Genomic DNA, 20510 nt, shown 5'->3' with positions numbered 1-20510 from the left:
TTGACCAAGAGTGACATAAACTGCCCCTCAGTCGGCTACGCCGCCAGCTCCCTGACAAGGGGAGCCAAGAATGGGGTCATATCTTGGTTTGACAGAGCCTTTTCGTATGTCCTTGTGGATGTTCCGCGGCTCAGTACTTCGGCAGGTTGTCGAAGTTGAAGCCGAGCGCGGCCAGCTGGTCACGGCCGTCAGGCGTGATGCGGTCGACGGTCCAGCGCGGGTTCCATGTCCAGTCGATACGGAACTCCTCCACCAGTCCGGCCAGCGTGGATGCGCATTCGTCCTCGATGAGGTCGGTGAGCGGGCAGGCCGGCGTGGTCAGCGTCATCGTGATGATGGCACGTCCCAGTTCGTCGATTTCGATGCCGTATACCAGGCCGAGGTCGATGACGTCGATGCCGAGCTCCGGATCAATGACCTGGTGCAGGGCCTCGCGCACGTCCTCGGCGGTGGCACGGCCGATGTCGTCCACGGCCTTGAGCGGAATCTCGTTGTCGTCCGATTCATCGGAGCATCCGCAGGCACCCTTGTGGTTGCCGCAGCCGCACGTGTCGCCGGAGTCGACTGCACTGTTTTCCGCGGGGCGTCCGTTGGGGAAACCTTTGGCCAACGCAGGATTGGCCATTACTCGGCGGGCGGCCTCCTCATCTTGCAGCACGCCGTTGACGGCGTCGAACACGGAGGGCGTGGGTTCGGGGACCAGATTGTTGTCGCTCATGATTTCCACCTCAGTTCTTTGCGGCCAGGGCCTTGGCGACGGAGTCCTTCAGACCTTCCCAGCCTAGCAGAGCACACTTGATGCGCATAGGGTATTTCGATACGCCCTGGAACACCACGGCGTCGCCGAGCTCGTCCTCAAGGGCGTCGTCGTTCAGGCCGGCGCCACGCGATTCCATGAGCTGGTGGAACACCTGTTCCAGATGCATGGCCTCGTCCACGGTCTTGCCTTCCACGAGATCGACCATCACGGACAGGCTGGCCTGCGAAATCGAGCACCCGTGGCCATCCCACACCAGTCGTTCGATGGTGTGCGGTTCGCTGTCGGATACCTCGACGTGCACGGTCGCCTCGTCGCCACACGTCGGGTTGAACTGGTGCGATTCGCCCGGCGTGCAGTATTCGTGGGTGGCACGCACCGTGGTGTTCGCCGCTGCAGCGTCGCCGCTCTGCTCCACGGCCGCGTCGGGGGCGAAGGATTCACGCCCATGCGGATGCTTGGAGGCCTCAAGGATGACCTCCTGGTACATCTGCTCCAGTTCGTCGCCGCTCATGCCGTAATCACTCATATGTCTGTTGTTCCTTATTCCACTCCAAAGAACTTACGGATGCCCTTGGCCGCCTCGACAAGCGCCTGCGCGTCCTCGACCGAATTGTAGACGCCGGACGAGGCGCGGTTGGAGGCGTACAGGCCGAAGTGGCGGTGCACGGGCTGGGCGCAGTGGTGGCCCACACGGATGGCGATGCCCTGCGCGTCGATGAACTGACCCACATCGTGCGGGTGCACGCCTTGGACGTCGAAGGCCACGGTGCCGATGCGGTCCACGTTCTCACGCGGTCCGAGAATGCGGATGCCGTCGATGTCGCCGAGCTTCAACAGTTCGGCAGCGATGGTCTTCTCATGGGCCTCGATGTTCTCCAGTCCGATGTTCATCATCCATTCGGCGGCCACACCAGCGGCAACCACCTGGGCCACCGGCTGGGTGCCGGCCTCAAAGCGCGCCGGCGGGGCCATGTACTGGGCCTCGTGGTCCATGTACGCCAGTTCCACCATCGAACCGCCGAAGTTGGCCGGCGGCAGGGCCTCCAACAGTTCGCGCTTGCCATACAGGAAGCCCACGCCAGTGGGACCGTACATCTTGTGCGCACTCCAGGCGGCGAAGTCCACGTCCAGCGCGTGGAAATCGACCTTGAGGTGCGGCACGGACTGGCAGGCGTCGAGGATGAACACAGCACCCACCTCATGCGCGCGGCGGACGATCGGGGCGATGTCCGTGATGGCGCCCGTGGTGTTGCCCACGTGGGTCACGGCCACGACCTTGGTCCGCTCGGTGATGACCTCGTCCAGGTTGTCGGTGCGCACACGGCCGTCCTCGGTCAGATCCAGCCACTTGAACGTGGCGCCGGTGCGGTAGGAGAGCTCCTGGAACGGTAGCAGCACGGAATGATGCTCTGCACGCGAGACGACAATCTCGTCGCCCGGCTTGAGGGCGAATCGCTTGGCGGCCTCTCCCCCGCGGCCCAGCGAGGCGTTGCCGAAGGCCGTGGCCAGCAGGTTCAATCCCGCAGTGGCGCCACCGGTGACGACGATCTCCTCTTCGCCTTCTGCAGCATTGGCGCCAACCAGCTTGGCCACCTTGGCACGGGCTTCCTCGAAGGCCAGCGTGGAACGCGCGGCCAGCTCGTGGGCGCCACGATGCACGCCTGCATTGATCGTGCGATAGAAGTTCGCTTCGGCGTCAATCACGCACTGCGGCTTCTGCGACGTGGCCGCGGAATCGAGATACACCAGCGGGTGTCCGTGGATCTCCTGGTCGAGAATCGGGAACTCATCCCGAATCGCCTTGAAATCAACCATCATGTTCCCCTTCGATACGTTGCGTTATGGTTGCCGGCCCCTATCCTGTTCGGTGCCGGCAACCGGTTGAATCAGCGGATGAATCAGGCCAGGGCGGATTCGGAATCGGCGCCTTCAGGCAGGTAGGCGTCGTAGCCGTTCTCCTCGAGCTCGTCGGCCAGTTCGGGGCCGCCGGTCTTGACGAAGTGGCCGTCCGCGAACACGTGCACGATGTCCGGCTTGATGTACTTGAGGATGCGGGTGTAGTGCGTGACCATGAGGATGCCGAACTGGTTGGCTTCCTTGGCACGGTTCACGCCTTCGGACACGATGCGCAGGGCGTCCACGTCAAGGCCGGAGTCGGTCTCGTCGAGGATGGCGAACTTCGGCTTGAGCAGCTCGAGCTGCAGGACCTCGGCGCGCTTCTTCTCGCCACCGGAGAAGCCCTCGTTCACGGAACGGGTGGCGAACTTCGGATCCATCTTGAGCCGCTTCATGGCGGTGGACAGGTCCTTGGTCCACTGGCGGATGCCGGGGGCCTCGCCGTCGATCTCCGTCTTGGCGGTGCGCAGGAAGTTGGTCATGGACACGCCCGGCACCTCCACCGGATACTGCATAGCCAGGAAGAGACCGGCCTTGGCGCGCTCGTCCGGGGTCATCTTGAGGATGTCCTGGCCGTCGAGCAGCGCTTCGCCGGAGTCGACCACGTACTTGGGGTGGCCGGCGAGCGTGTAGGCGAGCGTGGACTTACCGGAGCCGTTGGGGCCCATGATGGCGTGGGTCTCACCGGAGTGGACGGTCAGGGTCGCGCCCTTGAGGATCTGCTTGATGCCATCCTTGGTTTCGACGTGGACGTGGAGGTCCTTGATTTCGAGAGTTGACATGTGTGTGCTCCTAAAAATGTCTGCGATGTCTGCTTGGGCCGAACCGTTTTCGGCGGCCTGACTTACTTGTCTTCGAGGACCTGCGCCATGGCGTCGCTTTCGCCACGGGCCAGTCGGCGGTCGATCACGTCCATGAGGTGTTCGGAGATGGCGGGGATGCCGATCTCCTCCACGAGTTCGCCGAAGAAGCCGCGCACCACGAGTTTGCGGGCCTCGGTCTCGGGGATGCCGCGGGACTGAAGATAGAACAGCTCCTCGTCGTCGAAACGGCCCACCGAGGAGGCATGACCGGCTCCGATGATGTTGCCGTTCTCAATCTCAAGGTTCGGTTCCGAATCGGCGATGGCACCGGGAGTCAGCACCAGGTTGCGGTTGAGCTCGTAGGAGTCGGTACCAGGGGCGGTGGGCTGGATGAGTGCGTTGCCCACCCAGGTGGAGTGCGCTCCCTTGCCGTCGAGCGCGCCCTTGTAGACCACGCGCGACTTGCATTCGGGGTGGTTGTGCACCACCATCGTGCGGTGCTCGATATGCTCGCCGGGATCCACGAAGTAGATGCCGAGCATATTGAGGTCGCCTTCCGGGCCGCCGAAGTCCTGATCCATGCGGATACGAACCACGTCGCCGCCGAGCGTCACCACGGAGTGGCGCAGGGATGCCCCTTCACCCACATGGATGCGGTGGTTGCCCACGTGCTTGGCGGTCTTGTCCCATTCCTGGATGAACGTGGCGGAGATATGGGAATCCTTGCCGGTGGTGATTTCCACACCCTCGGCGAGACGCGCGTCGCCATCATGCTCCACGACGACGTCCGTATGGCACTTGTCCGCGGCCTTGATAACCAGGTGGAAGGCGTCGAGATCCTCACCAGCGCCATGCACCTTGACGAGCACCGGCTGGGCGATCTCGCCGCTCAGTTCAATGACGGTGGCGGTGGCACCGGAGTTCCATTCGACGGCGGAGACTCGGTCGTTCGGCTTGGAGACGGTGCCGGACGGGGCTTCGCCGAGCCTGACCTGGCTGAGCTTCACACCTTCGGCCAGCGGCGAACCGTCGATCATCGAGACTTCGATCTGGGTCTTGCCGGAGGGTTTGAACACGTTAAAGAACTCGTTGATGCGTTCGATCGGCGTGTAGCGCCATTCGTCCTGCTTGCGGTCCGGCGCCGGGAAGGCGTCCACGTCGAACGAGCGGGCAGCATGATCCACAGAGGACGGCATGGCCGCCGGGATGGCGTACGGATCGTTCGGGTCCGCGACCGGGATGGAGATTTCCTTGACGTTCTTGGTTGCTTCGTTGGTCATGGGATCAGCCCACCGATCCTTCCATCTGCAGTTCCACGAGTCTGTTGAGCTCAAGCGCATATTCCATCGGCAGCTCACGGCTGATCGGCTCGACGAAGCCGCGCACGATCATGCCCATGGCCTCGTCCTCGTTGAGGCCGCGGCTCATCAGGTAGAAGAGCTGATCCTCGGAGACCTTGGAGACCGTGGCTTCGTGGGCCATGGAGACGTTGTCCTCGCGCACGTCCACATGCGGGTACGTGTCGGAACGGGAGAAGTCGTCCACCAGCAGCGCATCGCACACGGTGGAGTTGGACGAGCCTTCCGCGCCCTTGACGATTTTGACCAAGCCACGGTAGGCGGAACGGCCGCCACCGCGGGAGATGGACTTAGCCACGATGGTGGAACTGGTGTGCGGTGCCAGATGGATCATCTTGGCACCGGTGTCCTGGTACTGGCCCTTGCCGGCGAAGCCGAGGGACATGGTGGAGGCCTTGGCGTACGGCTCGGCGAGGATGCAGGCCGGGTACTTCATGGTGGCCTTGGAGCCGATGTTGCCGTCCACCCATTCCATGGTGCCGCCCTCACGCACGTAGGCGCGCTGGGTGACGAGGTTGTAGACGTTGTTCGACCAGTTCTGCACGGTGGTGTAGCGCACGCGGGCGTGCTTCTCCACGATGATCTCCACGATGGCGGCGTGCAGCGAGTCTTCGGACCAAATCGGGGCGGTGCAGCCTTCCACGTAATGCACGTAGGAGCCTTCGTCGGCGATGATCAGCGTACGCTCGAACTGGCCCATGGCCGGGGTGTTGATGCGGAAGTACGCCTGCAGCGGGATATCCACGTGGACGCCCTTGGGCACGTACACGAACGAGCCACCGGACCATGCGGCGGTGTTCAGGGCGCCGAACTTGTTGTCCTCGGGCGGCACCACGGTGCCGAAGTACTTCTTCACAAGGTCGGGGTATTCGCGCACGGCGGTATCCGTGTCCACGAAGATCACGCCTTGCTTCTTCAGATCCTCCTGGATGGAGTTATAGATGACCTCGGACTCGTACTGGGCGGCCACGCCGGAGACCAGACGCTTCTTCTCCGCTTCGGGGATGCCGAGGCGGTCGTAGGTGGAGCGGATGTCGTCAGGCAGTTCGTCCCAGCTCTTGGCCTGCTTGTCGATCGGCTTGACGTAGTACTTGAAGTCGTCGGCGTTGAAGCCGGAAAGATCCACGCCCCAGTTGGGCATGGGCTTGTCGAGGAACGCCTTGAAACCACGCAGGCGCATATCCAGCATCCACTGTGGTTCACCCTTGTCGGCGCTGATCGCGCGCACAACGTTCTCGTCGATGCCTCGCTTTGCCGCCTCGCCGGCCGCGTCGGAATCATGCCAGCCGTAGCTGTAGTCGCCGAACTGGCTGATGATCTCGTCATCCTGTTTGATCTTATCCTCGTTGACGCGGGAACGATCGGCCACGTACTGGCTCATTTCCACGTCAGCGGCGGCGTTCGGTGCTGTGTTGTCGGTCACCTTCCTGCCTTCCATCTCGTTTCGCACATAGACATAGTCCTAGGTAAACCTAGCAGAACCCATGGGAAACACTATCAATCACGGCAAATAATGATTGTGTGTTTCATTACAGGCATACGCCGCCCATCACCGGAACGCAAGAGGTCATGCGGATTCGCTTATCCGGTAAATGGCGAGTTAGGAAACCGGCATGTATTCCGGTTCACACCTGGATATGCACGCTGGTGCCCATGTTGCACCAGCCGTAGAACCATTCGGCCACGTCCCAGCCGATGCCCACGCAGCCGTGCGAGGCGTTGGCGATGTACGGCATGGACGCATCGGCCACGTACCCGCCGGCGATGCGGTGGATTGCACAACCGGAGGAGAAGTAGTTCACGAAGCCCACGCCCTTGACGTCCCATTTCTCCACGGTGCCGTCGGCGAGGTTCAGCGTGCCGCTCATATCCTGGCTGGGCAGTTTGTGCCAGATGTTGAAGTCGCCGGTGGGTGTGCACATGAGTCCCACGCATTCGCCGGTGATGTTGTCATTGCCCTGGGCCACCACCACGTTCAGGGTGTTGACCACCTTGTCGTTCTCGTAGGCGTACAGCTTGCGGTCGGACAGGTCGATGACCACATGATGAGTCACCTTGACTTCCTGTTTGGGGTCCACCTTGCCGTCGATCGTGATGGAGGAGGCGCCTTCGGAGAAGGCCTTGGCGAGCTTGGTTCCCACGTTTTGCTCCGCGCCTTCGGAGATGGTGATGCCGTCGTGCCCTTCGGTTTCGGTACCAAGCACCTGACCGGCATTGTCGATTACGAGCTTCTTGTCCTCACGCTCGAGCTTGAGGTTCGGTTTGATCTGTTCATCGTAATGCTTCTGAAGCTTTTCGGCGTCGAAGACCACATACCCGTTACGGGTTTCGGTGTCTTTGAGCTTGGCCTGCCGGTTGGCGTTGACGCTCATCGCGGAGGCCAGCGCGGGCGCGTCGATGGTGGCGATGGTCTTGTCGGCAACCTTGATGCCCACCTTCTGGCTTACGATGTCCTCCAACGTGGCCTTCGCCGTTTCGGCAATGTCGTCGGTCACGGTCGGCTCGGTCACATCCAACTGGACGCGAACCGTATTGGGCTGGGATGCTCCGAGCGAGGTCAGCGAGGCGATGGCCTGTTCGGCGATGGCCGTAGCGTTCGCTCCTTGGCCGTTCTCCCCCGCGACCACATCGAAGCCGTTTTTGGCGTCATTGAGTTTGACTTGCGCGTCCACGGGCTCGTTGACCTCGATGCCAAGGGCCTTGTCCACCACGGTGCCGTCGGCGAGTTTGGCGTCGAGCTCGGGAGACACGTCCTTGGTGATCCAGAACGCATACCTCTGCCAGAAAACATCATCACGCTTGGCATTGAACACTTCGGAGGCGATGGCCTCGCCGTCCAAATCCACGCCGAGATCAGCAAGGGTGAAGGACGCGGATCTCCCTTCATAGGTGGCCTTGACCGCTGTGTTCCTCACCTGATCGTTGATGGTGTCCGCGATCTCCTGTTCGGTCTTGCCCATCACGGAATTGCCCCACAAGGTCGTGCCGGGCAATACGTGATCCTGGAAGAACCATATGCCGGCACCTCCTGCGGAGCCAAGCGCCACCAGCAGACATGCCAGTACCACCCACGGCCAGATGATGCGTTTTTTGCCAGTCGCGGCAGTGTCCGAGGCACCGGCCATCTCCATCATCAAGGTATCTTCCGCGGCCGGGCCATTGCCGTTCACCGGGCTCATCGCCTGAGTTGGGTCGTCGTTGTACTCGCTCATGGCTTCTACTTTCTGCCGTAGTCTGCGTCTCCCCTGCAGTCTAGCAAACTTGTATCAGCCCGGTAAAAATTTTCCGACACGAACGAAAGCAAGCCGTTTTCATACCAAAAGGGGTGTTGAAATCTCCCTTGACGAGAGATTTCAACACCCCTTTATGGATGGCCATTCAACGCGATCTCATCGCGTCAAACCTATGCCCGTCGAATCACTTGCCGGAACGCTCCTGCTGGTGGTCCAGCGCGGCCTTGACGAGGCCGGCGAACAGCGGGTGCGGCTTGGTCGGGCGGGACTTGAACTCCGGGTGGGCCTGGGTGGCCACGTAGAACGGGTGCACGTCCTGCGGCAGCTCGACGAACTCGGTGAGCTCGCCGTCCGGGCTCTGGCCGGAGATGCGCAGGCCGCCCTCGCGCAGACGATCCTTGTATGCCACGTTGACCTCGTAACGGTGGCGGTGACGCTCGGTGACATGCGTGGTGCCGTACAGTTCGGCCACCAGCGAGCCCTCTTCGAGCTCGGCCGGGTAGGAGCCGAGGCGCATGGTGTGACCCATATCGCCGTGGCCGGCCACGATGTCCTTCTGCTCCTCCATGGTGGCGATCACCGGGTTGGCGCAATCCGGCTCGAACTCGGTGGAGTTGGCGTCCTCGATGCCCAGCACGTGGCGGGCGTATTCGATGACCATGGACTGCAGGCCGAGGCACAGGCCCAGGGCGGGCAGACCGTTCTCGCGGGCGAACTTCAGGGCGCCGATCTTGCCTTCGATGCCACGGATGCCGAAGCCGCCGGGGATCACGATGCCGTCGATGTTGTCGAGCGCCGCAGCCGCACCTTCGGTGGTCTCGCAACGGTCGGCCGCGACCCACTTGACGTTGACCTTGGCCCAGTTGGCGAAGCCGCCGGCCTTGATGGCCTCGGTGACGGACAGGTACGCATCCGGCAGGTCGATGTACTTGCCGACGATGGCGACGTTGACCTCATGCTTGGGGTGGTGGACGCGCTCCAGCAGGTCCTCCCACTCGTCCCAATCCACGTCGTGGAACGGCAGGCCGAGCTCACGCACCACGTAGGCGTCAAGGCCCTCGTTGAACAGGATCTTCGGCACGTCGTAGATGCTGTTGGCGTCCACGCAGTTGACCACGCCCTCGGCATCCACATCGCACATCAGGGAAATCTTGTCCTTGATGGACTGGTTGAGCGGACGGTCGGAGCGAAGCACCAGGGCGTCCGGGGAGATGCCCAGCTGACGCAGCATCATGACGGAATGCTGGGTGGGCTTGGTCTTGAGTTCGTGGGCGGCGGAGATGTACGGCACCAGGGACACGTGCACGAACATGCAGTTGTCGGAGCCGAGGTCGCGACGCACCTCGCGGGCCGCCTCGAGGAACGGCTGGGATTCGATGTCGCCCACGGTGCCGCCGATCTCGGTGATGATCACGTCCACATCGTCCGAAGCCTGGGCGCGCATGCGGGACTTGATTTCGTTGGTGATGTGCGGGATGACCTGCACGCACTGGCCGAGGTATTCGCCGGCACGCTCCTTGCGCAGCACTTCCTGGTAGATCTGGCCGGTGGTGACGTTCGCCTTCTGGCTCAGGAAGACATCGAGGAAGCGCTCGTAGTGGCCGATATCGAGATCGGTCTCGGCACCGTCCTCGGTCACGTAGACCTCACCGTGCTGGAACGGGTTCATGGTGCCCGGATCCACGTTGATGTACGGGTCGAGCTTCTGCTGAAGCACGTGCAGGCCACGCGAACGCAGCAGACGGCCCAGAGACGAGGCGGTCAGGCCCTTGCCGAGAGAGGAAACAACGCCGCCGGTGACGAAAATATGCTTGGTGACGTGTTCTTGCGAATTGCCATGTGTTCTTCTAACCATGGGATTTCATCCTATCACCCGTCTATGACGCGGCGTGTTCGGCGATGTTCGGCTATTCGCTTCCATCGGCGTCAGTCGGTCTTGTCGATGCTGAACACCGCAATCGCCTTGGCCGAGTTGGTGACGGAGAAGGTCACCAACTCATAGCCCTGCTGCGCCATCTCGTTGGCGGTCTTCTCCAGCTGCTCGGCCATGGCCGCAGCCCTCGGCGCGTAATTCAGCACCACTGTCTTGTACTGCTTCATCGGAATCCCCCTTCATATGACTTGACGGTCGACTTCATTCTAAGCCGACCGTCAAGTCACAGATTCGTTTGCAGTACCAGCCAATCGCCTATCAGCCGTTGACGATATGGGCGACGGACTCGAGGGCCAGCTTGTAGCCGAAGAAGCCCATGCCGGTGATGGTGCCGGTGGCGACCGGGGAGATCACGGAACGCTTGCGGAATTCGTCGCGTGCGGAGGGGTTGGAGATGTGGACCTCCATAAGCGGCAATCCGGCGTCGCCGACCATGTGGGCGGCGTCGGCCAGCGCGTACGAATAGTGGGTGAACGCGGCCGGGTTCATCACCACGGGGGTCTTCTCGTCGGCAGCCTGGTGCATCCAACGCACCATTTCGGCTTCGTCGTCGGTCTGACGCACTTCCACGTCGAGACCAAGTTCGGCACCCCATTCGGTGCACAGACGGCGCAGTTCCTCCAGGTCCTGACGGCCGTAGACGTCGGGCTGACGCACGCCAAGACGGCCGAGGTTCGGCCCGTTGACAACGATTACTTTGGTCATGATGCTCCTTATTAATCGGTGAGAGGCACGTCAGTGCTGGATGCGGCGGAACGCCTCTTCCACGGCGTCGACGGGCGGGTTGTCGAGATGGACCACGTGGCCGATGGAGTCGAGCACCACGAAGCGCAGTTGGTTGCCGCGGGCCTTCTTGTCACGGTGCATGAGGGCCAGCACATCCTCGAACGAACCGCCGTTCCACGAGGTCGGCAGTCCCAGGGAGGACAGCAGCGAACGGTGATAGTCCACCAGGTCCTGGTCGATGTAGCCCAGGATATGGGCCAACTCGGCCGCGTACACCATGCCTACGGCCACTGCGTTGCCGTGGCGCCAGCGGAAGTGCTCGAGCTTTTCGATGGCATGGCCCAGCGTGTGTCCGTAATTGAGGAACTCGCGCAGACCCTTCTCCTTCAGGTCGGAGGAGACGTGGTGCGCCTTGACCGTGACCGTGCGCTCGATGAGTTCGGAGACCACGTCCTCCAAGGGAGAGCCCAGGAACGAGGAACCGTCGAAGCCGCGCAGTTCGTCGGCGTGGGATTCCAGAATCGTCAGGATCTCTGGGTCGCCGATGAAGCCGGACTTGGCCACTTCGCCCAGGCCCTCAATGAAGATGTCGTTGGGAAGCGTGGCCAGCGTCTTGGTGTCCGCTAGCACGCCGGCCGGAGTGTAGAACGAGCCGACCAGGTTCTTGCCCTGCGGGGTGTTGATGCCAGTCTTGCCGCCGGTGGAGGCGTCCACCATGGCCAGCAGCGAGGTGGGACAGTTCACGTAGCGCACGCCGCGCATCCAGGTGGCGGCCACGAAGCCGGCCAGATCGGTGGCCGCGCCGCCGCCAAGACCCACCACGGCGTCGGATCGGGTGAAGCCCTCGTTGCCGAGTCGCTCCCAGATGCCGTTGGCCACGGTGATGGTCTTGCCCATCTCAGCGTCCGGAATCACGATCTCGGAGACCTCATAGCCTCCCTGGCGTAGCAGTGCGCGTGCACGGTCGGAGTGGCGCTGCACGGACTGCGTGTGGATCAGGGCGATCTTGTGCGGCTTGTTTCCCAGCACTTCGACCAGATGGTTCATGGCGCCTTCGCCGATGGCCACATCATAAGGTTCGATGGCGGCACCGGTGACGTGGACCGTTCTCTCTGCAACCATATCAATCACTTTCTTGGCGGCGCCCTGCGGTGTGAGTCCGCGGGTACGCACATGGACGTTGGCGACCCTGCGGAATACGGGGTCACGTTCCTTGAACAGTTTCTTCCAGCGGGCGTTGCCGTCGCCGTTGAGCATGGGCCGGCCGCCGCCGCGGTTCGCGCGTTCCATGGCCTCGGCCGGGTCGGCGTCGAGGTACACCACGCGCCCGCCCTGATCGATGTACCGGGCCAGCGCGTCCTGGGTGGAGGGAGTCATCGGGGCACCGCCGCCGAGCGAGAAGATGCCTTCGAAATCCTCGAGGTAGTCGGCGATGAGTTCCGCCTCGACCTTGCGGAATGCGCGCTCGCCGTATTTCTCGAAGTAGGCGGGGATCTTCATGCCCACCTCACGCTCGATCTCGATGTCGGCGTCGGCGAACGGAATCCTGATCATGTGGGCGATCTCCTTGCCCACACGGGTCTTGCCGGCGCCCATCATGCCGATGATGACGGCGTGCGGGCGACGGTTGCGATGCGTCGTCTTGCGTGCTCCCATGGTTCAGCGCATGTGCTCCGGCCAGGAGGCGAGGTACGCCTCGAGGTTGCGGTGGGTCTCCTCCACGCTGTCGCCGCCGAACTTGTCCAGCGCGTACTTGGCAAGGGTGAGGCGCACCATGGCCTCGGCCACCACGGCGGCGGCGGGCACGGCGGTCGAATCGGAACGCTGGTTGATGGCCTGGGCGGATTCGCCGGTCAGGACGTCCACCGTGCGCAGCGCCTTCGGAATGGAGGGAATCGGCTTCATGGCGCCGCGCACGCGAATCACCTGGCCGTTGGACATGCCGCCCTCGATGCCGCCGGCGCGGTTGGACAGGCGGTCGATGCGACCGTCCGCGTTGACCACGATCTCGTCATGCGCCTGGGAGCCGGGACGGGCCGCCTCCAGGAAGCCGTCGCCGATCTCCACTCCCTTGAACGCCTGGATGCCCATGATGGCGGAGGCCAGCGCCGCGTCCAGTCGACGGTCGGATTCCACGTAGGTGCCGATGCCGGCAGGCACGCCGTAGGCCAGTACCTCGACCACGCCGCCTAATGTGTCGGCGGCCTTCTTGGCTTCGTCGATGCGTTCGATGATGCGCTGTTCGCCTTCCTTGTCCAGCGTGCGCACCGGGGATGCGTCCAACGCCTCGAGGTCGTCGGGAGTGGGCAGAGGAAGATCGGGGTTCGTCTGCACGCCGCCGAGCGCCACCACGTGGGACACGGTACGGATGCCGAACACCTGCTCAAGGAACTGGCGGGCGACTTCGCCCAGGGCCACGCGGGATGCGGTCTCGCGGGCGCTGGAGCGCTCGAGCACCGGACGGGCGTCGTCGAAACCGTACTTGCGCATGCCGGTCAGGTCGGCATGGCCCGGACGCGGACGGGACAGCGGGGCGTTGCGGCCTTCGCGCGGCAGGTCGTGGTCGAGCGCGTCGGCACTCATCACTTCGGTCCACTTGGGCCATTCGGTGTTGGCGATCTCGATGGCCACCGGGGAGCCGAGCGTCAGACCATGGCGGACGCCGGTGAGCAGACGCACCTTGTCCTGCTCGAACTTCATGCGCGCGCCGCGGCCGTATCCCAGACGGCGGCGGGCCAGGGCGGAGACGATGTCGTCCGTGCTGATGCGGATGCCGGCGGGCAGTCCCTCGATCATGGCCACCAGGGCCTCTCCGTGCGACTCCCCTGCCGTCTGCCAGCGCAACATATGCTTTCCCTCGTTTCTTCGTTTCGGATACTAGGGGTTAATGTTAAGCCATGCCATACCTGTTCACGTTGCCCGGTCTGCTATGTGGGCTCGCGCTGTCCTTCGAGGATGTGCGCCGCCGCCGTGTGCCTCTGCCGTGGGTGGCGGTGGGCGCGTTGGCGCAGATCGCCGCTGATTTCGCGTACGGGGTGGTCGCCAATGACCTGTTTGCATTGTTGCAGGCGCTGCTGTTCACCGTGCTGTGCGCGCTGATTCAGTTCGCGCTGGCGCTGATTGTGCCGAAGTCGTTGGGATTCGGCGATGTGACGGCCATGGTGCCGATGGGACTGGCCGTAGGACTGCTGGGATTGGTTTCGGTGGTCGTCTGGTGGGTGGCGATGGGCGTCGTCGGGCTGATATGGATCACGCTGTGGGCCAGGTTCGATCCACAGCGGGATACGGGGTATGCCGGCAAGGTGCCGTATGTGCCGGCGATATTGGTGGGGGCGATTGTCGCAATCGTGCTGACGATTCTCTGGTGAAACTCCCCCATGAGGGAACTATAAGGAAATGTCGCCGCAGACGACTGAGGGGAATACCGGTAATCCGGTATTCCCCTCAGTCGCTTCGCTAAAGGCTTTGCTATCGCAGAGCCTTTACTGTTGGCTCTGTTAAACCAAGATTGATATGAATTCCCTTGAACTACCCCTCAGTCGGCTTCGCCGCCAGCTCGTCCTGCAATTGAGGACGAACTTCGTTCGCGTTCTGTTGGCTCGACTGTCGTCTCGCACATCGCCTGCAAACAGCTTTGCTGTTTGCTTTGCGGCAATGTCCTGACAAGGGGAGCCAAGAATAAGGGCATGTCAATCTTGGTTTAACAGAGCCTGACTATTTCCCTGCCATTCACAGCATCACTGATTGTCGGCCTGCCACTGGCGCAGTTCGGCCACGTTCTTGTCGTGTTCCTCGGCGGTGGTGGCGAACTTGGTCTCGCCCGTGTCGAGGTTGACCGTGCAGAAGTACAGCCAGTCGCCTTCCTCCGGGTTCATGGCGGCCTTGATGGCTGTGTCACCGGGGTTGCTGATCGGCGTAGGCGGCAGCCCCGCGATCTTGTACGTGTTGTACGGGTTTGATTCGTCCTGTGTCATGGCGGTGGTCACCTGCGCGGGCTTCACGTTGTTGCCATACGCTACGGTGGAGTCCATGCCCAGGTTCATGCCCTGCTCGAGCCGGTTCTCGATCACGCGGGTGACTTTGGCGTAGTAATCGGACTTGTTGACCTCGGCCTCGGCGATGGACGCGATGATCATCACCCGTTCACGGTCCTTGCCGGTCGGTACACCCAGATCGTCCAGTTTGGCGATGCGCTTGTCGACCATGGCCTTGAGCACGGCGGACGCGGTCTTCATGGATTTGACGTTGTACGTGCCCGGCTCGAACCAGCCTTCGAAGCTGCCGTTCGCTTCCGAGGGCAGGATGCCCTTGCCCTTGTTCTTGACGATGGCGTCGAAATCGCTCTGGTCGATGCCGGTGAGCGATGCCGCCGCCTCGATCACGTCGGCGGAACGTTCGCCCGGTCGTACCTCGAGGAATCCGGCAGCCTGCTTGGAATCGGACAGGATGGCCACCACGGACGACGCGGACATGTGCTTCTTCAGCGTGAAGGTGCCCGGGTATAGCGTGGTGCTGTTCGCACTGACCAGAGAGGTGAAGGCGGCCGCTGATTTGATGACGTCGGCCTCGACCAGATTCTGCGCAATCTCGGCCGCGCCCTGCCCGTCGTCCACCGTGAAGTCAACCTCACCGTAGCCGGGGCCCGGGTAATCGGCGGCCACGGCGGTGTTCTGCGAGCGGCTGTCTCGCCAAGCCATCAGTTTGGTCACGCCGAAATATCCGGCACCTGCGATCACGGCGATGACGACCAGCGCGGCGATGATGCCGCTGACGCGCTTGCGCCTGCGCTGGGCACGCCGCTTGCGCATCTCCTTACGCGATTTCGGCGGCTTGGGCGGTTCGGAGGCGTTACCTGCCGGCGCGGCCGCGCCCTGCTCGACCCAGTGGGTGTTCTCGTCAAAGAAATCATGGAAATCATCGGACATGAAACCGGTACCTCACTGTCCCTTTGCTCGGTCGAGCGCCGTCTGCAAAATCACCACTGCCGACTGCTGGTCAACCACCGGCCTATGCCTGTTCGATGCGCGATTCGCCTCGAACAACTGACGATGCGCGCTGACCGTCGTCAGCCTCTCGTCCACCAATGATACCTGCGGAATCTGGTGCTCTTCTTCCTCATCCTCTGCCTGCGCGAGCAGCCTTTTCTCCAGATTGGCCGCCCATCGACGCGCCTTCTTGGCGCTTTTCCCTTCGGTGCCGTCCATCTGCAACGGCAATCCGACCACGATATGGGTCACCTGTTCGTCCTCAATGACGTCCAGTACTTCGTCGATGGCAAAGAAGTAGTCGCCGGCAACGTGGATGTTCCCGGCGGGGTGTGCGAAGGTAAGCTCCGGGTCGGACAATGCGAGTCCGACCCGGGCATTACCCAAATCAACGCCTAGCCAAACCAATGGGCTTCTCTCAGGCCTTGATCGCCTCGTGCTTCAGCGCCTCAAGCGCCTCGTCGATCTTGGAGGCATCGGCGCCGCCGCCCTGGGCGAAGTCCGGCTTGCCGCCGCCACCGCCGCCGAGGATCTTGGAGGCTCCACGAACCAGGTCACCGGCCTTGATGCCGGCCTTGCGGGCGGCCTCGTTGGTGGCCACGGCGACCATCGGCTTGTCGTCCTCGGATACGCCGGCAAGGGCCACCACCACGGGGGCGTCCTCGCCGAGCTGGCCACGCACATCAAGCACGGTCTTGCGCAGGGCGTCGAAGGAGCCGAAGTGGCCCACGTTCTTGACGGCGGCCTTGACCGGGGCTGCAGAGTCCTTGGCGGAAGCCACCAGCGCCGGCACGGTGGCGGCGAGCTGGCTCTCGTACATGGCGGCCAGGCGACGGTCGGATTCCTTGAGCTTGGCGAGCAGCGTGTTGATGCGCTCGGCGAGCTCGTCCGGACGGGCGTTGAGCTTGTCGGACAGCTGGGAGACCAGCGCGTGCTCACGCGCGTTGAAGTCATAGGCGCCCTGGCCCACGACGGCGTCCACACGACGCACGCCCTGGCCGATGGAGGCCTCGGACAGGATGTTGACCATGCCGATCTTGCCGACGTGGTCCACGTGGGTGCCGCCGCACAGCTCGCGGCTCCAGCCGTCCTCGCCGATGGAGACCACGCGCACGATGTCGCCATACTTCTCGCCGAACAGGTGCATGGCACCCAGGGCGATGGCGTCGTCGAACTTCATCTCCTTGGTGGTCACGGCCAGGTTGTCGCGCAGCTTGTCGTTGACGCGCTCCTCCACGGCGGAGATCACGGACTTGGCCGGGGCCTTGGACCACTGGAAGTCGAAGCGCAGACGGTTCGGGGCGTCCTCGGAGCCGCGCTGGGTGGCCTGCGGGCCGAGCTCCTCGCGCAGCGCCTTGTGCACCATGTGCGTGGCGGTGTGGGAGCGGGCGATGGCGCCACGGCGGTTCAGGTCGATGTTGGCGTTGACCTCGGCGCCGACCACCAGGGTGCCCTCGGTCAGGCGGCACTGGTGGACGATGAGGTCCTTGATGGGCTTCTGCACGTCGTCCACTTCGAGCACGGCGCCGTCATCGGACAGGATCTCGCCCTGGTCGGCAAGCTGGCCGCCGGCCTCCGCGTAGAACGGGGTGCGGTCAAGGATGACCTCAATGTTGGCCGGGCCGGTGACGGCCGGCACGGAGCCCTTGCCCTCCTGCATGATGCCGATGACCTTGGCGCGGGCGGACATGTCCGTGTAGCCCAGGAAGTCGATCGGCTTGGCAAGGGTCTTCTTGAAGTCGTCGTAGACGGACAGGTCCACGTTGTGGCGCTTCTTCAGGGCGTCGGCGCGAGCACGGGACTTCTGCTCGGCCATGAGTTCGCGGAACTTGGCCTCGTCCACCTTCACGCCCTGCTCGGCGGCCATCTCGAGGGTGAGCTCAATCGGGAAGCCGTAGGTGTCGTGCAGCTTGAAGGCGTCCTCACCGGTCACGGTGGGCTCGTCGTTGGCGGCATCGGACTTGGCCTTGTTCACGGCCACGTCAAGGATCGTGGTGCCGGTCTCCAGCGTGCGGCGGAAGGCGTCCTCCTCGCCGTACGCGGATTCGGAGACCTCGTGGAAGGTGTCGTTGAGCTCCGGGTAGCTGGGCTCCATGGCGGCCTTGGAGGTCGGGAACAGGGTGGGCAGCACCGGATCGGTCACGCCGAGCATGCGCATGGAGCGCACGGTGCGGCGCAGCAGGCGGCGCAGCACGTAGCCACGGCCCACGTTGGAGGGGCGCACGCCGTCGGACATGATCATCAGGGCGGAGCGCACGTGGTCGGCAACCACGCGGAAGCGCACGTCGGCGTCCTCGTTCTCGCCGTACTTCAGGCCGGAGAGCTTTTCGGCGGCCTCGATGACCGGGAAGACCTCATCGGTCTCGTAGATGTTGTTCTTGCCCTGCATCAGGTAGGCGAGACGCTCCAGACCGGCGCCGGTATCGATGTTCTTGTTCTCGAGCTCGCCCACGATGTGCAGGTCGGTCTTGGACTTGACGTTGTCCACCTCGTAGTTCTCGAACACGAGGTCCCAGATCTCGATGTAACGGTTCTCGTCGGCGATCGGGCCGCCTTCCTTGCCGAACTCGGGGCCGCGGTCGACGTAGATCTCGGAGCAGGGGCCGCCGGGGCCGGGGCCACCGGTGGTCCAGAAGTTGTCTTCCATGCCCATCTTCTGGATGTGCTCCGGGTCCACGCCCTCGTTGATCCACAGGGAACGGGCCTCGTCATCGTCGGTGAAGGTGGTCATCCACAGCTTCTCCGGGTCGAAGCCGTAGCCGCCCTGGTCCTGCGGGGTGGTCAGCAGCTCCCAGGCGTAGTGGATGGCCTCCTCCTTGAAGTAGTCGCCGAAGGAGAAGTTGCCAAGCATCTGGAAGAAGGTGCCGTGACGGGTGGTCTTGCCGACCTCGTCGATGTCGAGCGTGCGCACGCACTTCTGGTTGGAGGCCATGCGGTGCTTCGGCGGGGTCTGCTCGCCCATGAGGTACGGGATGAACGGCACCATGCCGGCGATGGTGAACAGCGTGGTGGGGTTCGGGGAAATCAGTGATGCCGAAGGCACGACCAGGTGGTCATGCTTGGCGAAATAGTCGAGATATCGCTTGGCGATGTCCGCAGTGCGCATGGGCGGATGAACTCCTTGTTGGTGTTTCGGGCGCGGTAACGCCCCTGTCTGATGGAAAGAAAGATAAACGGGAAAAATCCGGTTCGGTTATGGGATGCGATTCGCCTCGCCGCTTCGCTTCCCGCGGCGGGCCGTGCGCGTGTCAGTTGGCGCGCTCGATGTACTGACGGTTGAGCTCAGCCTCGCGGGCTCGGCGGGTGGCGTTGAACTCGTTGACCAGACCTTCGAGGGTTTTCAGGGGCACGTTGTCCTGATCCGGACCGAGCAGGAACTGCCGTGCCTTGTCCGGGGTGTTGGCCTTGACGTAGGCCTGTGCCTTGGTGACGGCCGCGACGCCGATGGCCACGCCGACACCGATCCAGAAGATGCGTTTGAACATCACTCCCCCTTCTTGGCGGCGCCGTCGGCCGCATCGCCCGCCGCCTTGCCGGCAACGAAGGACTGGGCGGTGGACTTGAGCGCGTACGCCGCGGAGGCGATCTTGATGACGGGCTTGCCAAGGAAGGAGCCGTACAGGTCAGTGAGAGCGCCCACGTTGTTGGCGGTGGTCGAGGCCGCGGCGGAGATGCGGTTGACGTCCTCAAGCGACTTGTTGACCTGCTTGACGGTGGTCACGCCCTCATCCAGCGCGGGGATGGCGTGCTCGCCGGACTCCTTGACGGTCTGCGAGATCTGGTCGAACATCTTGCCCAGCCGAATCAGCGGATAGATCATGAACCCGGCCAACACTGCGAACGCGATGGCCGCGATCAGGCCAGCGATCTCTCCGACTCCCATTTTGCCTCCTTGAGGTCACATTTACTCGGACAAGGGTAGCACTCCGGGCCTATTTCTCATGTTGCCCCGCCCCGAAACCTTGGAAAAAACCGGATTCGAGGGCACCTCACGGTCAGGCGTTGGCCCCGGCCAGGTAAGGAATCGGGCCGTATCCGGCGCATCACATGGAAACGCCGCGAGAGACCGTCGGCACCGGCACGGCACTCCGAAAAATGCAGGCCCGCCCAATCAGCGACCGTAGGAGACGATGGTGATGGCCTGGTCGAACGGCTTGTCCGTGTCGAAGTCGATCACGGTCACCGATCCGTTGGCGGGTCGTTCGCTCAGATCCAGATCAGGGCCGCCGAACCGGTGGCCGAGGCTCAGCAGGGTGTTGCCGTGGGAGATCTGGAGCACATGATCGCCGTCCTTGAGCGCGGGATTGGACGCGATGAGACGGAACGCCCCTTCGACGCGCGTCCAGTATTCAGCGTCCGATTCCGCATCGTGGAACGGGTCGGCTTCCTTGAGGAAGTCGCGTGTGGCGGCGAGACCGAACTTGGCGACGATGTCGTTGTAATTCTTCGCGCCGTGGGGGCCGCCCGCGGCGGTCCAGGCCAGGGACATGTCCTGGCCTTCGAAGTAGCCGTAGCATTGCTCGCGGAAGTGCATGTCCGCGACGAGTTCGGGGCGGCGATGCCCTGCGGCCTCGTTGATATCGAGGATGCGTTTCGCGGTGATTTCGGCGCGGGAGGTGTCCGAACAGTAGGCCGCGGCGAAGTCGAGCGTTTCGAGCTTGTGCCCGGCCTTGTCCGCGTCGGCGAGGCCGGATTCGGTCAGCGGCGCATTGCACCATCCCTGAAGCCGGTTGTACTTGTTGAACGTGGTCTGCCCGTGGCGGACCAGATGAAGATGCAGGATCATGGGTTCCATGCTACATGGACTTGCCCGTCG

Annotated in this window: 19 protein-coding genes; 1 reads left to right on the top strand and 18 read right to left on the bottom strand. The window is 63.1% G+C overall.

What is annotated here, in order from left to right:
* Nucleotides 1–130: 130 nt before the first annotated feature.
* The 12 genes from DF196_RS03285 to aroC all read right to left on the bottom strand — a co-directional run bounded on the left by DF196_RS03285 (nt 131) and on the right by aroC (nt 13556).
* The gene (locus tag DF196_RS03285; RefSeq protein ID WP_109056545.1) at nt 131–718 is read right to left on the bottom strand and encodes a metal-sulfur cluster assembly factor; all 588 of its coding nucleotides are present in this window, start codon (nt 716–718) and stop codon (nt 131–133) included.
* A 10-nt stretch (nt 719–728) separates the two neighbouring features.
* Nucleotides 729–1286 (bottom strand): Fe-S cluster assembly sulfur transfer protein SufU, encoded by a 558-nt coding sequence (gene sufU, locus DF196_RS03280; RefSeq protein ID WP_109056467.1) that lies wholly within the window; start codon nt 1284–1286, stop codon nt 729–731.
* Nucleotides 1287–1300: 14 nt separating this feature from the next.
* Nucleotides 1301–2575 (bottom strand): cysteine desulfurase, encoded by a 1275-nt coding sequence (locus DF196_RS03275; RefSeq protein WP_109056466.1) that lies wholly within the window; start codon nt 2573–2575, stop codon nt 1301–1303.
* An 83-nt stretch (nt 2576–2658) separates the two neighbouring features.
* Nucleotides 2659–3438, bottom strand: coding sequence for a Fe-S cluster assembly ATPase SufC (sufC, locus tag DF196_RS03270; protein WP_109056465.1), 780 nt, complete (start codon nt 3436–3438; stop codon nt 2659–2661).
* A gap of 62 nt (nt 3439–3500) precedes the next feature.
* The gene (gene sufD / locus DF196_RS03265; protein WP_109056464.1) at nt 3501–4739 is read right to left on the bottom strand and encodes a Fe-S cluster assembly protein SufD; all 1239 of its coding nucleotides are present in this window, start codon (nt 4737–4739) and stop codon (nt 3501–3503) included.
* Between the two features lie 4 nt (nt 4740–4743).
* A complete protein-coding gene (gene sufB, locus DF196_RS03260; protein ID WP_274608215.1) occupies nt 4744–6255 on the bottom strand; it encodes a Fe-S cluster assembly protein SufB in 1512 nt (503 codons plus the stop codon).
* Between the two features lie 187 nt (nt 6256–6442).
* Complete coding sequence (locus tag DF196_RS03255) at nt 6443–8029, bottom strand: L,D-transpeptidase (protein ID WP_109056463.1); 1587 nt, start codon at nt 8027–8029, stop codon at nt 6443–6445.
* A 205-nt stretch (nt 8030–8234) separates the two neighbouring features.
* A complete protein-coding gene (locus DF196_RS03250) occupies nt 8235–9905 on the bottom strand; it encodes a CTP synthase (RefSeq protein ID WP_109056462.1) in 1671 nt (556 codons plus the stop codon).
* A gap of 71 nt (nt 9906–9976) precedes the next feature.
* The gene (locus tag DF196_RS13415; protein WP_158276254.1) at nt 9977–10150 is read right to left on the bottom strand and encodes a hypothetical protein; all 174 of its coding nucleotides are present in this window, start codon (nt 10148–10150) and stop codon (nt 9977–9979) included.
* 91 nt (nt 10151–10241) lie between these two features.
* On the bottom strand, nt 10242–10688 hold the full coding sequence (gene aroQ / locus DF196_RS03240) for a type II 3-dehydroquinate dehydratase (RefSeq protein WP_109056461.1): 447 nt from the start codon (nt 10686–10688) through the stop codon (nt 10242–10244).
* A gap of 30 nt (nt 10689–10718) precedes the next feature.
* Nucleotides 10719–12365, bottom strand: coding sequence for a bifunctional shikimate kinase/3-dehydroquinate synthase (locus tag DF196_RS03235; protein WP_109056460.1), 1647 nt, complete (start codon nt 12363–12365; stop codon nt 10719–10721).
* Nucleotides 12366–12368: 3 nt separating this feature from the next.
* Nucleotides 12369–13556, bottom strand: a complete 1188-nt coding sequence (aroC, locus tag DF196_RS03230) for a chorismate synthase (RefSeq protein ID WP_109056459.1) — start codon at nt 13554–13556, stop codon at nt 12369–12371.
* A 50-nt stretch (nt 13557–13606) separates the two neighbouring features.
* Between aroC and DF196_RS03225 the strand changes: the two genes are divergently transcribed.
* Nucleotides 13607–14077, top strand: a complete 471-nt coding sequence (locus tag DF196_RS03225; protein WP_109056458.1) for a peptidase A24 — start codon at nt 13607–13609, stop codon at nt 14075–14077.
* A 369-nt stretch (nt 14078–14446) separates the two neighbouring features.
* On the opposite strand, the gene mltG is transcribed toward DF196_RS03225, so the two are convergent.
* The 6 genes from mltG to DF196_RS03195 form a co-directional block, all read right to left on the bottom strand.
* Nucleotides 14447–15634, bottom strand: coding sequence for an endolytic transglycosylase MltG (mltG, locus tag DF196_RS03220; RefSeq protein WP_109056457.1), 1188 nt, complete (start codon nt 15632–15634; stop codon nt 14447–14449).
* 12 nt (nt 15635–15646) lie between these two features.
* The gene (gene ruvX, locus DF196_RS03215; RefSeq protein WP_109056456.1) at nt 15647–16102 is read right to left on the bottom strand and encodes a Holliday junction resolvase RuvX; all 456 of its coding nucleotides are present in this window, start codon (nt 16100–16102) and stop codon (nt 15647–15649) included.
* A gap of 10 nt (nt 16103–16112) precedes the next feature.
* Nucleotides 16113–18800: an alanine--tRNA ligase gene (alaS, locus tag DF196_RS03210; RefSeq protein ID WP_109056455.1), complete on the bottom strand. Its 2688-nt coding sequence runs from the start codon at nt 18798–18800 to the stop codon at nt 16113–16115.
* Between the two features lie 142 nt (nt 18801–18942).
* Nucleotides 18943–19179, bottom strand: coding sequence for a hypothetical protein (locus DF196_RS03205; protein WP_109056454.1), 237 nt, complete (start codon nt 19177–19179; stop codon nt 18943–18945).
* Nucleotides 19179–19577: a DUF948 domain-containing protein gene (locus DF196_RS03200; RefSeq protein ID WP_109056453.1), complete on the bottom strand. Its 399-nt coding sequence runs from the start codon at nt 19575–19577 to the stop codon at nt 19179–19181. The genes DF196_RS03205 and DF196_RS03200 overlap by 1 nt, the downstream gene beginning before the upstream one ends.
* Before the next feature lie 228 nt (nt 19578–19805).
* Complete coding sequence (locus DF196_RS03195) at nt 19806–20480, bottom strand: histidine phosphatase family protein (protein WP_109056452.1); 675 nt, start codon at nt 20478–20480, stop codon at nt 19806–19808.
* Between the last annotated feature and the right edge of the window lie 30 nt (nt 20481–20510).

It is taken from the genome of Bifidobacterium callitrichidarum (assembly GCF_003129905.1).
Taxonomy (GTDB): domain Bacteria; phylum Actinomycetota; class Actinomycetes; order Actinomycetales; family Bifidobacteriaceae; genus Bifidobacterium; species Bifidobacterium callitrichidarum.
This window is presented reverse-complemented; position numbering and strand designations above follow the sequence as displayed.

What these genes read in the sequence shown, in the direction of transcription:
- DF196_RS03285 (WP_109056545.1), bottom strand. Translation starts at nt 718, where the DNA reads ATGAGCGACAACAATCTGGTCCCCGAACCCACGCCCTCCGTGTTCGAC.
- sufU (WP_109056467.1), bottom strand. Translation starts at nt 1,286, where the DNA reads ATGAGTGATTACGGCATGAGCGGCGACGAACTGGAGCAGATGTACCAG.
- DF196_RS03275 (WP_109056466.1), bottom strand. Translation starts at nt 2,575, where the DNA reads ATGGTTGATTTCAAGGCGATTCGGGATGAGTTCCCGATTCTCGACCAG.
- sufC (WP_109056465.1), bottom strand. Translation starts at nt 3,438, where the DNA reads ATGTCAACTCTCGAAATCAAGGACCTCCACGTCCACGTCGAAACCAAG.
- sufD (WP_109056464.1), bottom strand. Translation starts at nt 4,739, where the DNA reads ATGACCAACGAAGCAACCAAGAACGTCAAGGAAATCTCCATCCCGGTC.
- sufB (WP_274608215.1), bottom strand. Translation starts at nt 6,255, where the DNA reads ATGGAAGGCAGGAAGGTGACCGACAACACAGCACCGAACGCCGCCGCT.
- DF196_RS03255 (WP_109056463.1), bottom strand. Translation starts at nt 8,029, where the DNA reads ATGAGCGAGTACAACGACGACCCAACTCAGGCGATGAGCCCGGTGAAC.
- DF196_RS03250 (WP_109056462.1), bottom strand. Translation starts at nt 9,905, where the DNA reads ATGGTTAGAAGAACACATGGCAATTCGCAAGAACACGTCACCAAGCAT.
- DF196_RS13415 (WP_158276254.1), bottom strand. Translation starts at nt 10,150, where the DNA reads ATGAAGCAGTACAAGACAGTGGTGCTGAATTACGCGCCGAGGGCTGCG.
- aroQ (WP_109056461.1), bottom strand. Translation starts at nt 10,688, where the DNA reads ATGACCAAAGTAATCGTTGTCAACGGGCCGAACCTCGGCCGTCTTGGC.
- DF196_RS03235 (WP_109056460.1), bottom strand. Translation starts at nt 12,365, where the DNA reads ATGGGAGCACGCAAGACGACGCATCGCAACCGTCGCCCGCACGCCGTC.
- aroC (WP_109056459.1), bottom strand. Translation starts at nt 13,556, where the DNA reads ATGTTGCGCTGGCAGACGGCAGGGGAGTCGCACGGAGAGGCCCTGGTG.
- DF196_RS03225 (WP_109056458.1), top strand. Translation starts at nt 13,607, where the DNA reads ATGCCATACCTGTTCACGTTGCCCGGTCTGCTATGTGGGCTCGCGCTG.
- mltG (WP_109056457.1), bottom strand. Translation starts at nt 15,634, where the DNA reads ATGTCCGATGATTTCCATGATTTCTTTGACGAGAACACCCACTGGGTC.
- alaS (WP_109056455.1), bottom strand. Translation starts at nt 18,800, where the DNA reads ATGCGCACTGCGGACATCGCCAAGCGATATCTCGACTATTTCGCCAAG.
- DF196_RS03205 (WP_109056454.1), bottom strand. Translation starts at nt 19,179, where the DNA reads ATGTTCAAACGCATCTTCTGGATCGGTGTCGGCGTGGCCATCGGCGTC.
- DF196_RS03200 (WP_109056453.1), bottom strand. Translation starts at nt 19,577, where the DNA reads ATGGGAGTCGGAGAGATCGCTGGCCTGATCGCGGCCATCGCGTTCGCA.
- DF196_RS03195 (WP_109056452.1), bottom strand. Translation starts at nt 20,480, where the DNA reads ATGATCCTGCATCTTCATCTGGTCCGCCACGGGCAGACCACGTTCAAC.